Origin of the sequence: Rudaeicoccus suwonensis, assembly GCF_007829035.1 — a bacterium.
Classification (GTDB): Bacteria; Actinomycetota; Actinomycetes; order Actinomycetales; family Dermatophilaceae; genus Rudaeicoccus; species Rudaeicoccus suwonensis.
This window is the reverse complement of sequence record NZ_VIVQ01000001.1, coordinates 2,103,457-2,117,273: the sequence shown is the minus strand read 5'-3', so window position 1 is coordinate 2,117,273 and position 13,817 is coordinate 2,103,457. Positions and strand designations below refer to the sequence as shown.

General features: G+C 67.5%; 10 protein-coding genes. 7 read left to right on the top strand and 3 right to left on the bottom strand.

The annotated features are described in order from the left end of the window. The 7 genes from BKA23_RS09740 to BKA23_RS09710 all read left to right on the top strand — a co-directional run bounded on the left by BKA23_RS09740 (position 1) and on the right by BKA23_RS09710 (position 9,420). Positions 1 to 2,370: a [protein-PII] uridylyltransferase gene (locus tag BKA23_RS09740; protein ID WP_145227556.1), complete on the top strand. Its 2,370-nt coding sequence runs from the start codon at positions 1 to 3 to the stop codon at positions 2,368 to 2,370. Positions 2,371 to 2,380: 10 nt separating this feature from the next. Beyond that, positions 2,381 to 3,970, top strand: coding sequence for a signal recognition particle protein (gene ffh, locus BKA23_RS09735; protein WP_145227555.1), 1,590 nt, complete (start codon positions 2,381 to 2,383; stop codon positions 3,968 to 3,970). A gap of 242 nt (positions 3,971 to 4,212) precedes the next feature. Beyond that, positions 4,213 to 5,388 (top strand): NlpC/P60 family protein, encoded by a 1,176-nt coding sequence (locus BKA23_RS09730; RefSeq protein ID WP_145227554.1) that lies wholly within the window; start codon positions 4,213 to 4,215, stop codon positions 5,386 to 5,388. A 134-nt stretch (positions 5,389 to 5,522) separates the two neighbouring features. Further along, on the top strand, positions 5,523 to 5,792 hold the full coding sequence (locus BKA23_RS09725; RefSeq protein WP_170226447.1) for an ArsR/SmtB family transcription factor: 270 nt from the start codon (positions 5,523 to 5,525) through the stop codon (positions 5,790 to 5,792). A gap of 124 nt (positions 5,793 to 5,916) precedes the next feature. Then, entirely contained in the window at positions 5,917 to 7,083 is a 1,167-nt protein-coding gene (locus BKA23_RS09720) for an NlpC/P60 family protein (RefSeq protein ID WP_145227552.1), read from the top strand. Positions 7,084 to 7,160: 77 nt separating this feature from the next. Continuing rightward, positions 7,161 to 8,255: an amidohydrolase family protein gene (locus tag BKA23_RS09715; RefSeq protein WP_211841638.1), complete on the top strand. Its 1,095-nt coding sequence runs from the start codon at positions 7,161 to 7,163 to the stop codon at positions 8,253 to 8,255. A 46-nt stretch (positions 8,256 to 8,301) separates the two neighbouring features. Further along, positions 8,302 to 9,420, top strand: a complete 1,119-nt coding sequence (locus BKA23_RS09710; RefSeq protein ID WP_246104553.1) for a GNAT family N-acetyltransferase — start codon at positions 8,302 to 8,304, stop codon at positions 9,418 to 9,420. Positions 9,421 to 9,469: 49 nt separating this feature from the next. Here BKA23_RS09710 and BKA23_RS09705 read toward each other — a convergent pair whose 3' ends face one another. The 3 genes from BKA23_RS09705 to aceA all read right to left on the bottom strand — a co-directional run bounded on the left by BKA23_RS09705 (position 9,470) and on the right by aceA (position 13,733). Further along, positions 9,470 to 10,486 (bottom strand): agmatine deiminase family protein, encoded by a 1,017-nt coding sequence (locus BKA23_RS09705; protein WP_145227550.1) that lies wholly within the window; start codon positions 10,484 to 10,486, stop codon positions 9,470 to 9,472. Positions 10,487 to 10,588: 102 nt separating this feature from the next. Continuing rightward, positions 10,589 to 12,274, bottom strand: coding sequence for a malate synthase A (aceB, locus tag BKA23_RS09700; RefSeq protein ID WP_145227549.1), 1,686 nt, complete (start codon positions 12,272 to 12,274; stop codon positions 10,589 to 10,591). 160 nt (positions 12,275 to 12,434) lie between these two features. Next, positions 12,435 to 13,733 (bottom strand): isocitrate lyase, encoded by a 1,299-nt coding sequence (gene aceA, locus BKA23_RS09695; RefSeq protein WP_145227548.1) that lies wholly within the window; start codon positions 13,731 to 13,733, stop codon positions 12,435 to 12,437. Positions 13,734 to 13,817 lie beyond the last annotated feature (84 nt).

The following is a 13,817-nucleotide window of genomic DNA, read 5'->3' as shown; positions in this document are numbered from 1 at the left end:
ATGCGTTCCACCTCGGTGGACAGCAAGCGGCTCGACCTGGCCGGCACCCGTGACTTCACCAAGCCGGGCGCGGGGACTGCACGCCGGCAACGCGTCACGGCATACGGCCGCAGCCTCCTGGGAGACCTGTGGGATGCGGCCGTGCCGGACGCGGGCCGGGAGCAGACCGGTGTCGCGCTGGCGGCCGTCGGCAGCCTGGCCCGTGGTGACAGCGGGCCGTTGTCGGATTACGACCTCGTGCTGGTGCACGACGGCCGGACGCTGAACACCGCCGATGTGACCGCACTGGCCGACCGCATCTGGTACCCCATCTGGGACACCGGGGTGCGCCTCGACCACAGCGTTCGCACTCTCGGCGAGTGCCGTGCGGTGGCGTCGGGCGACCTGGCCGCTGCGGTCGGGTTGCTGGACATGGAGTGGATCGCCGGCGACCCGATCCTGGTCGCCGGCGTCCGGCAGAGCATCGCGCACGACTGGCGGGCCAACGCCCGCAAGCGCCTGCCCGAACTGGGCGAGAGCCTGCAGCAACGGCACGAGCGGCACGGCAGTCTGGCCGACACCATCGAGCCCGACCTGAAGGAAGGCAGCGGTGGTCTGCGCGACATGGCGGTGCTGCGCGCGCTGACCGCGGCGTGGCTCACCGACCGCCCGCACGGGCAGGTCGACGTCGCGTATGACGAGCTGCTCGATGTGCGCGACGCCCTGCATGTGGCCACCGGCCGCGGCCGCGACCGGCTGGGCCGCGAGGATCAGGACGCGGTAGCCGCGCTGCTGGGCAAGCCCGACTCCGACGCCCTGCTGACCGGAGTCGTCGAATCGGCACGGGTCATCAGCTTCGCTCTCGAAGGCACGCTGCGGCGGGCGAGTCAGTCGCAGCGGGCGCGCACCCTGCGGGTGGGGCCGCGGCGGCCGGTGCTAGCGCCGCTGGGCTACGGCCTCTATCAGCACGACGGCGAGGTGGTGCTCGGCCCGCGATTCAACCCGACCGGCAGCCAGTTGCTGCTGTTGCGCGCGGCGCGAGTCGCCGCCCGGCGCGGTCTGCCGCTGGCACCGACCACAGTCGTCAACCTCACGAGCGACCTGCAACCGCTGCCGACGCCGTGGCCGGGCGAGATCCGCGATGCCTTCGTCGACCTGCTGGCGACCGGCCCAGGTCTGGTGCAGGTCTGGGAGGCGCTCGATCAGGCAGGCGTCATCGGGCAGTGGATCCCGGAGTGGCGTGCGGTGCGCAGCAGGCCGCAGCGCAACGCTGTGCACCGGCACACGGTCGACCGGCACATCATCGAGACGGTGGTGCAGGCGTGCAGGCTGCGCGGCGACGTGGCGCGGGCGGACCTGCTGCTGATCGCGGCGCTGCTGCACGACATCGGCAAGATCGCCGGCGTGCTCGACCACGCGGTCGAGGGGGCGCCGGTCGCGGCCAACATCACCCGCCGGCTCGGCTTCGCAGCCGATGACGTCGATGTGATCGAGTTGCTCGTGCGCGAGCACCTCACCCTCGTCGACAGCGCCACCCGCCGCGATCCGCAGGACCCGCAGACCGTTCAGACCCTCGTCGGAGCGGTGGAGGAGCGGCCCGACATCCTCGAACTTCTGACTGCTCTCACCGAGGCCGACGCCATCGCCGCCGGGCCCAAGGCGTGGACCAGCTGGCGTGCCGGGCTCGTTGCTGACCTGTCCGCGCGCGCCACGAAGGCGTTGGCGGACCGGCGCATGCCACGTGTCGAGCCGACGACCTCGGCCGACCAGCTCAGCGCTGCCGCGTTGCACGACGTGGCCGTCGGTGCCGCGCACGTGGAGGTCGTGGCGACTCCCAGCGGTGCGCGCATCGAGATCGCCGACCGGGACCGGCTCGGTCTGTTCGCCGATTCGGCCGGACTGCTGTCGGCATACGGTCTGGTCGTGCGATCGGCACGGGTACGCACGGTCGACGGCGTCGCCCTCAACACCTGGGACGTCGAATCCCCCCAGGGCGAGCTGCCGGCAACCGCGGACCTGGTGCGCGGGATCCAGCAACTTGCCGCGGGCGACCGGTCCCCGTTGCGCGCCCTCGATCGCAAGCGCCGCGAGAGCGCGGTCGATGCCGGGCTGACCACGCGGGCGACGGTGGTGCCCGGTGCGTCGGGCGATGCCACCGTGATCGAGGTGCGCTCACAGGACCGTCCGGGTCTGCTGCGCGACATCGGTATGACGTTCGCCCGGTTCACCCTCGCGGTGCGGTCGGCCCACGTCGCGACGTATGGCGGGCAGTCCCTCGACACCTTTTATGTGACGGCGGCCGGTGGTCAGCCGGTCAGCCCGCCGCAGGTGGCGCAGGTGATCGCCGCGTTGATCGACGCGTGTGACGGCGCAGCCCCGTCGGCGGGATAACCTGTCCCGCGTGTTCAACAGCCTGTCCGACCACCTGACCGCGACCTTCAAGAACCTCCGCGGCAAGGGACGTCTCTCCGAATCCGACATCAACTCGACCATCCGGGACATCCGGCTGGCGCTGATCGACGCCGACGTCGCAACGCCCGTGGTGCGCGAGTTCACCGGCCGCGTGCGCGAACGAGCGCTCGGCGCCGAGGTCAGTGCTGCGTTGAACCCCGGTCAACAGGTCGTCAAGATCGTCAACGAGGAGCTCATCGCGATCCTCGGTGGTCAGACCCGCGAGCTGGCAATGGCCAAGCGTCCGCCGACCGTCATCATGCTGGCGGGTCTGCAGGGTTCGGGTAAGACCACCTTCGCCGGCAAGCTGGCGCGTCATCTGCGCGACAAGGGGCACTTCCCGGTGCTGGTCGCGGCTGACCTGCAGCGTCCCAACGCCGTGACCCAGTTGGAGGTCGTGGCCGAGCGTGCGGGCGTGCCGTGTTTCGCACCGGAGCGCGGCAACATCGGCGGCCACGACTCAGCCACCACCGAGGGCACCCAGTCCTACGGCGACCCGGTGTGGGTGGCCCAGGCCGGGGTCGGCCAGGCGAAGGTGCGCCAGTACGACGTGGTCATCGTCGACACCGCCGGCCGGCTGGCCGTCGATGAGAACCTCATGCAGCAGGCCGCCGACATACGTGCCGCGATCGAGCCCGACGAGGTGCTCTTCGTCATCGACGCGATGATCGGCCAGGCGGCGATCGAGACCGCACTGGCCTTCCAGAAGGGCGTCGACTTCACCGGTGTCGTGCTCTCGAAGCTGGACGGTGACGCCCGCGGTGGCGCCGCCTTGTCGGTCGCCTCGGTGACCGGCCGGCCGATCATGTTCTCCTCGATCGGCGAGCAGACCAAGGACATCGAGGTCTTCCACCCCGACCGGATGGCTTCGCGCATCCTGGACATGGGTGACGTGCTGACCCTGATCGAGCAGGCCGAGAAGGCCTTCGATCGCAAGCAGGCTGCCGAGATGGCCCGCAAGTTCATGGACGAGGAGGATTTCACCTTCGACGACTTCCTCCAGCAGATGTCGGCCATCAAAAAGATGGGCAACCTGAAGTCGCTCATGGGGATGATGCCCGGCATGTCGGGCATGAAGGAGCAGTTGGCCAATCTTGATGAGCGGGAGTTCGACCGGGTCGAGGCGATGGTGCGCTCGATGACGCCCTTCGAGCGCACCCACCCCAAGCAGATCAACGGCTCACGGCGGGCACGTATCGCCGGCGGTTCGGGAGTCTCGGTGTCCGAGGTCAACCAGTTGCTCGAGCGCTTCGGCCAGGCCCAGAAGATGATGCGCCAGCTGCGACGGGGTGGCGGCATGCCCGGTATGCCGGGGATGCCCGGTGGCGGCGGTGCCAAACGCAAGCAGGTCACCAAGAAGGGCAAGAGCGGCAATCCCGCCAAGCGCGCCCAGCAGGAGCAGGAGGCCGCGGCCAAGGCGACCGCAGCCCGCGACAAGGCCCTCGGCAATGCCTTCGGCGCGCCGGAGGAGGAGCAGGACCTGTCGAACATCAAGCTCCCCAAGGGTTTTGAGAAGTTCCTCGGCTCCGGCAAGGACTGACCCAGACGTATGTCGCAGCTCGTCTTGTCGTGAGCTGCACCCGCGACTGCGGAACCCCTCGTCCGTGCACGAGGGGTTCCGTTCGTCATACACGGGGTGCGTCGGCGGACGACCTCGGCGACGGTCGACGACGTCTGCAGGTTCCGTGATTGCAGAGTTCTGCAAAGGTCGCACCGTTTCAGATGTGCCTGCGTCCCACTGCCAGCGCCGACGGTTCCGTCGGCACCGACAGGAGGATGATCATGAGGACCAGGACAGCAATCACACTCGCTTCCGTCGCGGCAGTGGGCTGCGCGGTCGCGGTACCGGCAGGCACCGCCTTCGCCGACGGCATGGGCAGCCATGCGACGCACGTGTCGACCGTCCGCACGGCGGCCTCGAGTGTCAACGGCACGATCAGCCGCAGTGAGGTCATCTCGCGGGCGCAGTACTGGCTCAAGACGCAGCCGCCCTACAGCGAGACGCACTATGCCCCGGGCCCCGAGGGCAAGTTGTACCGGCAGGACTGTTCCGGCTCGGTCTCGATGGCATGGCATCTGGGCACGTCGCTGACGACATGGCAGTTCGACCCGCATTCGTCGCAGTTCGCCGGCATCGACCACCAGATCTCCTGGTCGGATCTGCAGCCCGGCGACGCGCTGGTGCAGAACGCTCAGTACAACCACATCGCGTTGTTCGTGGGCTGGGCCGACAAGGCGCACACCGAGCCGATCGTCATCGAGCAGTACGACTACGGCCACTCGCAGACGCAGCGGACGTGGAACTCCAGCTACGCGCATGAGTTCACGCCGATCCGCTACAACAAGATCAGCGGTGGCGGTGGCGGTGGCACCCCGACGCCTCCGCCCTCGACCGGTGGCAAGTACTACGAGAACGTGTGGAAGTCGGCTCCGTCATACCGGGCGGCTTCGACCGCATCGCGCGCCGGCACGCTGAACGCCGGCCGCAACTACTTCTACTGCCAGGCCAAGGGCCAGGAGATGAACGCTGAGGGCTACCACAACGACTGGTGGCTGAAGACCGATGACGACTCGGGTAACTCCGGTGTCTGGGTGAACGCGATCTACGTGTCCTCAGGTACGAATGACGGCAGTATTCCGGGGGTGCCGCAATGTGCCGGAAGCACGGGCGGCGGTGGTGGGCACACCTCACCGACGGCCAAGATTTACAAGAGCGTGTGGCAGTCGGCGTCGTCATACACCTCGCCGACCTCGATGAAGACGATCGGCGTGCTGCACGCCGGCTCGAACTACTTCTACTGCCAGACCAAGGGTTCGGAGCTGAATGCGTCGGGGTACCAGAACAACTGGTGGCTGAAGACCGATGACGACTCGGGTAACTCCGGTGTCTGGGTGAACGCGATCTTCGTCAGTGGTGGTTCGAACAACGGTCAGATCCCGGGAATCCCGGCCTGCTGAGTGCAGAAAACACCGGATCGGCCCGTGGCGCGCGCTCGCGTCGCGGGCCGATCCGCATGGTGCCGGAACCGTTGGAGGGGCGTCGTCGTCGGATTTCCGGGACAACGACACGACGTGACAGGGAGATGCGAACCGTGAAGACCTCGAAGGCAGCAGCACCGTCGGAATCCGCTGTCGCCCGACTGATCGGGGAATCCCGGCTCATGGTGCTGGTGGCAGCGCAGCAGCCCCGCACCACCTCAGAGCTCGCGGATGCGTGTTTCATGTCGGCCCCGAGCGCCAGCCGCCATGCGGCCGTGCTGCGGGAGGCCGGTCTGATCAGCTCGACCCGGTGTGGGCAGACCGTCGTGCATGCGATGACGCAACTCGGCGCACTTCTTTTGTGCGGAATGAATGGTTGCTGAATTTACCATTCTTTGACCATTGCATTGTTTTGCAATGAGGAACCGATCAACAGCGTTCCTGAGTCGGATTGACACAGCGCAGGCGAAATGGATCTGCGCACGAGGTTGATCCAGGGAGCACGTCATGAAGAAATTGACCGGAATGATCGCGGCGAGTGTGTGCGGGTCCGCTGCCGTGATGGGTGGATTTGCTGTGACCCAGGGGGATGCGGCGCATGCGGCGTCGAACTGCCACGCGTATGGCGCGACCAGCGCCGCCGCGAATCGCGCCATCGCTGCCGCCTGCGCCGAGGTGAACGCGGGGGTGAAGTATTCGTGGGACGGCGGCCACGCGGCCACGCCGGGTCCGTCCTACGGCGCGGTGTACGACGAGGACGGCCAGTACTTCAACGACACCCACAAGATCGGGCTCGACTGCTCCGGTCTGGTGCGGTATGCGTGGTACGAAGCGACGGGGGTCGACTACGGGCCTTACGGAACGTCGCACATGCAGCAAGAACTCACCTCGCACAATTTCACCCAGCTCAGCAGCGACACCCCGACCGAGCCCGGCGACGTCGTGGTTTACAACGGGCACACCGTCATCTATCTCGGCGACGGCTTGGTCGTGCAGGCGGAGGGCGACCTCGAGGGACTGAACGTCGCGAGCCTGTCGAGCGAAACCGATTCGGTCATCGGGGTCTTCCGCTACACCGGCAACGGCGGCACACCGCCCCCGCCCACCCCGACGCCGCCTCCCTCGGGTGGTGGGAAGTATTACGAGAACGTGTGGATGAATGCTCCGTCATACCGGTCGACGTCGTTGGCGAGTCGGGCGGGCACGTTGGATTCCGGGCAGAACTATTTTTACTGCCAGACCAAGGGTCAGGAGGTTGCCGCTCAGGGGTACAACAACGACTGGTGGTTGAAGACCGATGACGATTCGGGCAACTCGGGCGTGTGGGTGAATGCGATCTACGTATCGACGGGGTCGAACAACGGCAGCATTCCGGGGGTGCCGACCTGCACCGGCGGTGGAGGCTCGCCGACGGCGAAGATTTACAAGAACGTGTGGCAGAGCGCGTCGTCGTACAGCTCGCCGACGTCGATGCGGACGGTCGGGGTGCTCAACGCGGGTTCGAACTATTTCTATTGCCAGACCCAGGGTGCGGAGCTGAATGCGTCGGGGTACCAGAACGATTGGTGGCTGAAGACTGATGACGACTCGGGTAACTCGAATGTGTGGGTGAACGCGATCTTCGTCAGTGGTGGTTCGAACAACGGTCAGATCCCCGGAATCCCCGCGTGCTGAGACGCGTACACAGGGCATGAGGGAAGGCGGTCCGCCGGCGACAGACGCCGGCGGGCCGCCGCGGTTAGGCTGCGGACATGGCCAATGACGCACCGGTGCTCCATGTTCGTGGTCGGATCCTCGTCGGTCCGCAAGAGGTGCGGGACGAGCTGTGGGTGATCGACGGCCGGATCAGCTGGAGTCCGCCGGACGCCGGTGCGGACGTGCAAAGCGTGAGCGGTTTCGTGCTGCCTGGTCTGGTCGACGCGCACTGTCACGTGGGGCTTGAAGCACATGGCGGTGTCGATGCGGCCACCACCGAACAGCACGCACTCGCCGACCGAGAAGCGGGAGCTCTGCTGCTGCGTGACGCCGGCTCACCGGTGGACTCGCACTGGATCGACGACCGTGAGGATTTGCCGCGCATCATCAGGGCGGGTCGGCACATCGCTCGCACCAAGCGGTACATCCGCAACTTCGCGCACGAGATCGAGCCGGAGGACCTGGTCGCCTACGTGCGCCAGGAGGCGCGCCGCGGCGACGGCTGGGTCAAGCTGGTAGGGGACTGGATCGACCGCGACCGTGGCGACCTGGCGCCGTGCTGGCCCCGGGAGGCGCTGACGGCAGCTATCGCCACAGCGCACGAGGAGGGTGCCCGAGTCACCGCGCACTGCTTCGGCGAAGAGTCGCTGCTGGACTTCGCCGCCGCCGGCACCGACTGCATCGAACACGCGCCCGGTCTGCAAGAGGACTCCATCGATCTATTTGCGCGCCAAGGGATTTCGATCGTTCCGACGCTGGTCAACATCGAGAACTTCCCGAAGTTCGCCGACGCGGGGGAAGCGAAGTTCCCGGCATACGCAGCGCACATGCGAGACCTCTACGAGCGTCGCTACGCCACGATCGCGGCGGCGCACGAGGCGGGGGTGCCGATCTGGGTGGGCACCGATGCGGGCGGCCAGCTGCCGCACGGCCTGGCCGCCGCCGAGGTCGAGGAGCTCACCCGCGCCGGCATGACGAACCTCGAGGCCCTCGATGCCGCGACCTGGGGTGCGCGGCAGTGGCTCGGCCGGCCGGGCATCGCCGAGGGCGAGAGCGCGGACTTCGTTGTCTACGAGTCGGATCCACGCGAAGACGTGCGTGTCCTCGCAGCACCGAGCCGGATCGTGTTGCGCGGCAAGGTGGTCCGCTGAGCGCGGCGTGCGCGCGCCGGTCCCGGGTCGGTGCAAGGATGCGATGGTGACTGGACCGGTGGAGCCACTGACCGCGACGGGTGAGCGGGTGTGGGTGGCCACCGTGGACGCCGCCGACATACCGGCCTATCGCCTGGCGGTGACGGCGTCCCGCGCGCGCATCGGCGAATGGAATCCGGTCAACCCCGACGACCTGCAGTGGCACCTGTCCCGGCAGAGTCTGGATCACCGGACCTTCCTGGTCCACGCCAAGGATCCCGCCGGCAGCCACGGTATTGTCGGAAAAGTCAATGTCACCAACGTCGTTCGCGGTCGGTTTCAGAACGGCGTCATCGGTTACGACGCCTACGATCCGTATGCCGGGCGTGGTCTGTTCGCCGAGGGATTGCGTCTGATTGTCGGGCTCTGCTTCGCCGAAGCACCGCACGGCATGGGCCTGCACCGCATCGAGGCCAACGTGCGCCCGGGCAATGCGGCATCCTCGGGAATGCTGCGATCCTTGGGTTTTCGGCGCGAAGGACACGTGCGCGACATGCTGTGGCTGCAAGGCCGCGACGGCGTCGCCTGGCGTGACCACGACGCGCATGCGGTGACGCGCGAGGAGTGGCCCGCAGCGGCATACGCGGCGCATCGTCCATTGCGTATGACGGTGCTGGTCAACGGGTTACCGGGCAGTGGGTCCGGCGACACAGCGGCGCGCCTGGCCAGCGAGTTGTCGGTGCCGGTCTTCTCGCGATCGGCGATGGCCGCGGCGATCGCCGCCGGGTTCACCGCAACCACGACCCACGAACTCACCGACCCCGGCGCAACTCTCGCAACGGGCACCGGCGCCGCGCTGTGGCAGTTGTTGGCGGGTTCAGCGACCGGAGGCGTCGTCGAGGCGCATGTGCCGGCAGGCGACGAGGTCGCCGTGCACCACGGTTTCAGGGCAGCGGGATTCGACCCGACCAGGGTGCCGCAGGTGTGGTGCGACCTGCCGGTGGCCGACGCGCGCCGGCGGCACGAGTCGGCCGACGGTCAGATGTGGGACGAGAGCGTATGGCGCCGGCTGGGGCTGTGGCAGCCGCTGCCCCTAGGTGACCTGATCCGCGTCGACGCCACGCGCGACGTCACCGACCGCGAGATCGTCGCGGCCGGCTTGCGCGTGCGCGCCGCTCACACGTGACAGCCCCCAATTTCACTGCGCATAAGGGTTTTCGGCAGATGCCGAGACGTCATGCCGGTTGGTGCTGGGTGATGCAGTGCACCCCGCCACCGCGGGCGAAGATCGGCCGCGCGTCCACCGTCACGACGCGACGGCCCGGATAACACTCGCGCAAGAGCGCGACTGCCTCGTCGTCGTGCGGGTCGTTGAACGAGCAGGCGATGACCCCGTCGTTGACGACCAGGTGGTTGAGGTAGCTGTAGTCGACCGGACCCTCGTCGTCGGTGAGCACCTGAGGCGCCGGCATCCGCCGGATATCCCACAGCCGTCCGTCGGCGTCGGTGGTGTCCTCCAGCGCCGCGACGACCTCCTGCATCACCGCGTGGTCTGGGTGCGCCGGGTCTCGCTGGTCGTGCACGAGCAGCACCCCGGGGGATGGAATCGTCGCGACGATGTCGACGTGACCGCGTGTGCCGTAGCGCTGCGAGTCGCGGCTGAGGCCGCGCGGCAGCCAGACGGCGTGAGTGGCGCCGATGGTGCGTGCCAGCTCGGCTTCGATGTCGGCACGGGTGGCTCCGGGGTTGCGCATCGGGTCCAACTGCACGGTGTCGGTGACCAAGACGGTGCCGAGGCCGTCGACGTGGATCCCGCCGCCTTCGTTGGTGATGGGGGAGTCGATGCGGGTCGCTCCCGCCTGCTCGGCCACGAAACGGCCGATGCGCTGGTCGTTGTCCCAGGTGGCCCAGTCCTGTTGCCCCCAGCCGTTGAAAACCCAGTCGACGGCGCCGAGTTCGCCATCATCGGTGTGTACGAACGTCGGCCCGATGTCACGCATCCAGGCGTCATCCAGTGGCGCATGGATGATCTCCACGTCACCGGAGAGGTAGCGGCGGGCGACCTGCTCGTCGGCGGGGTCGACGACCATCGTGACCGGCTCGAACTCCAGCACGGCGTGGGCGACCGCGCTCCACGTGGTGCGCGCCTCGTCGGCATCCGCCTCGGTCTCACCCAGGGTGTAGCCACCGGGCGGGAACGCCATCCACACTCGTGTCTGCGGGGCGGTCTCACTGGGCATGCGCGGGTTCATGGGGGAACCCTGTCACACCCGTCGAGAGGGGGTCATGACGATGCCGCACTCCCGGAGAAGTGCGGCATCGTCAGGTATGGCGCATCCGTGCGCGGGTCGCGCTCAGGCAGCCGACTCGTTGGTCGTCGGACCACCGACGTGTTCGGACTGGCGCAAGTCCTCGCGACTGGTCGGCGTCATACGCAACGGGCTGTCGGTGAGATACCGCACGTACGCATAGTTGGTGAAGAACCCGGGCAGGTACTCGCTCAGCGCGACATACGTCAGCACGTCGCGGGCGGCCTCGAAGCGCGCGATGCCAGCCGCGTCGAGGCCTCGGGTGAGGCGGGTGAGTTCTTCGTCGATGATCCGCTCGAGCAGTTCACGCGTCACCCGCGGACCCTCGGCCAGCTGCGACTCGTGGAACAACCACTGCCACAACTGAGCCCGCGAAATCTCAACAGTCGCAGCGTCTTCCATCAGGTTGTCGATCGCCACGGCACCGCGCCCGTCGACCCATGCGGCGAGATACTGCAACGCCACCGACACGTTGGTGCGCACACCGTGCAAGGTGATGGTCTGCCGGTTGCCCAGCGACACCAGGTCGGCGGCGTTCACGTCGACCGCCATCCGCAGGCTGCGCTGGTCGATGCGGTTGCCCAGCACACTGACATATGCCGCCAGGCAGGTCTCGACGACGGCCGGGTGCGCCACCCACGACCCGTCGAAGCCCTCTGCCGCCTCACGCTCCTTTTCGGCACGCACCTGTGCCAGGGCACGGTGGCGCGACTCCTCGTCCTGCCGGGTCGGGTTGACCGCGGCCGGTCCGCCGATCGCGTGCGCCCAGCGCTTGTGGCAGGTCGCCACGATGAGCTTGTCGTAGGCCTGGATGAAGGGCGTCGCCATCGTGATCTTGTCGCGGTCGGGCAGCACGAATTCCTCGCCGCGGTGCGCGAAGGTGCGCACGTAACTGAAGATGTAGTCCCAGCGGCCGTCGGCCAATCCTGAGCAGTGCGTGCGGAGTTCGTAGAGGATCTCGTCCATCTCGAAGGCAGCCGGCAGCGTCTCGATGAGCACGGTGGCGCGGATGGTGCCCTGCGGAATGCCGAGCAGTTGCTGCGCGAGAACGAAGACGTCGTTCCACAACCGCGCCTCGTGGTGGGACTCGATCTTCGGCAGGTAGAAGTACGGCCCGGCGCCGCCCGCGATCAGCTGGGCAGCGTTGTGGAAGAAGTAGATGCCGAAGTCGAACAAGGACGCCGAGATGGGCCGGCCGTCGATCGAGACATGCTTCTCGCACAGATGCCAGCCGCGCGGCCGCATCACGATCGTCGGGGTCTGTTCGCCGACCGTCATCGTCGTGCCGTCGGCGGAGTCGTAGCTCAAGGTGCCGCGGATCGCGTCATACAGCGTGATCTGGCCACCGATGATGTTCGCCCACGAGGGCGCGGTGGCATCCTCGAGGTCGGCGAGCCAGACCTTCGCACCGGAGTTGAGCGCGTGCACCGCCATCTTGGGTGTTGCGGGAGCCACGAGTTCGCAGCGGCGGTCGGCCAGGCCCGGGCCCGGCGCCGCGACCTTCCAGCTGGGGTCGGCACGGATCGAGGCGGTCTGCGGCAGGAAGTCGAGGTCGGCCCCGGCGCTGATCTCCTTGGACCGCTCGCGGCGGGCGGCCAGAAGCTCGGCCCGGCGCCCGGCGAACGCTCCGTCGAGCGCAGCGACGAAGGCGAGGGCGTCCGGGGTGACGATCTCATCGAAGCGCGCGTGCATCGTGCCGCGCACCTGGGGTGTGCCGTGCGTGTCACACATGGTGGGTGTCCTCTCCGGAAATGACGAACGTGCCTGGTGCCGTTGCTTTGTGACGAATAGGGGAACCCGGGATCGCTCGGCCGGAGCCAGGTGACCGAGCGATCCCGGGTCGTGTGCGGTCGCGTCGTGTCCGAGTTCAGCAGTTCGACGCGAGCCGGGCTCAGTGGAACTGAGCGGTTTCGGTGCTGTCCTTCAGCGCTGTGGTGGAGCTGTCGGGGTTCAGCGCCGTCGAGATCAGGTCGAAGTAGCCGGTGCCGACTTCGCGCTGGTGCTTGGTGGCGGTGTAGCCGCGGGCCTCGGAGGCGAACTCCTTCTCCTGCAACTCCACGTAGGCCTTCATCTGCTCACGGGCGTAGCCGTGCGCCAGGTCGAACATGGAGTAGTTGAGGGCGTGGAAGCCGGCCAGGGTGATGAACTGGAACTTGAAGCCCATCGCACCCAGTTCGCGCTGGAACTTGGCGATGGTGTCGTCGTCCAGGTGCTTCTTCCAGTTGAACGACGGGCTGCAGTTGTACGCCAGCATCTGGTCCGGGTGGTCGGCCTTGACGGCCTCGGCGAATGTGCGTGCCAGTTCGAGGTCCGGGGTGCCGGTCTCCATCCAGATCAGGTCCGCGTAGTCGGCATACGCCTTGGCGCGGGCGATGCACGGCTCGATGCCGTTGCGCACCTTGTAGAAACCCTCACCGGTGCGCTCGCCGGTCAGGAACTCCTGGTCGCGCTCGTCGACATCGGTCGTCAGCAGTGTGGCTGCCTCGGCGTCGGTGCGGGCGATGACGACCGAGGGGACACCCGCGACGTCGGCAGCCAGGCGCGCCGCGTTGAGCGTTCGGACGTGCTGCTGCGTCGGGATGAGCACCTTGCCGCCGAGGTGGCCGCACTTCTTCTCCGACGCCAACTGGTCCTCCCAGTGCACCCCGGAGGCCCCGGCGGCGATCATGGCCTTCATCAACTCGTATGCGTTGAGCGGGCCGCCAAAGCCGGCCTCGGCGTCGGCGACGATCGGCACGACCCATTCCTCGACGGTCTTGATGCCCTCGGAGAATTCGATCTGGTCGGCCCGCATCAGCGCGTTGTTGATCCGGCGGACGACCGAAGGCACCGAGTTCGCGGGGTACAACGACTGGTCGGGGTAGGTGTGGCCGGACAGGTTCGCGTCACCGGCGACCTGCCAACCGGACAGGTAGATCGCCTTGAGGCCCGCTTTGACCTGCTGCACCGCCTGGTTGCCGGTCAGCGCGCCGAGCGCGTTCACGAACGGCTCGCTGTGCAGCTTGTCCCACAGTTGCTCTGCGCCGCGGCGGGCGAGGGTGAACTCCTCCTGGACCGAGCCACGCAGCTTGATCACGTCACCGGCGGTGTAGTCGCGCTTGACGCCGGCCCAGCGGGGGTTGCTGTGCCAGTCGTTCTGCAGCGCAGTCTCCTGCTCGGCCGTGCTCGGGGTGTTCGGTGTGGTGGTCATGGCGCCTCGAAGTCCTTTCGGCGGTATGTCGGTTGCCAGCAACTCTGGGGGATACGATCGCCAACTTCGAGTACTTTCCCGCGT

What these genes read in the sequence shown, in the direction of transcription:
- aceA (WP_145227548.1), bottom strand. Translation starts at nt 13,733, where the DNA reads ATGACCACCACACCGAACACCCCGAGCACGGCCGAGCAGGAGACTGCG.
- aceB (WP_145227549.1), bottom strand. Translation starts at nt 12,274, where the DNA reads ATGTGTGACACGCACGGCACACCCCAGGTGCGCGGCACGATGCACGCG.
- BKA23_RS09705 (WP_145227550.1), bottom strand. Translation starts at nt 10,486, where the DNA reads ATGAACCCGCGCATGCCCAGTGAGACCGCCCCGCAGACACGAGTGTGG.
- BKA23_RS09715 (WP_211841638.1), top strand. Translation starts at nt 7,161, where the DNA reads ATGGCCAATGACGCACCGGTGCTCCATGTTCGTGGTCGGATCCTCGTC.
- BKA23_RS09730 (WP_145227554.1), top strand. Translation starts at nt 4,213, where the DNA reads ATGAGGACCAGGACAGCAATCACACTCGCTTCCGTCGCGGCAGTGGGC.
- BKA23_RS09720 (WP_145227552.1), top strand. Translation starts at nt 5,917, where the DNA reads ATGAAGAAATTGACCGGAATGATCGCGGCGAGTGTGTGCGGGTCCGCT.
- BKA23_RS09740 (WP_145227556.1), top strand. Translation starts at nt 1, where the DNA reads ATGCGTTCCACCTCGGTGGACAGCAAGCGGCTCGACCTGGCCGGCACC.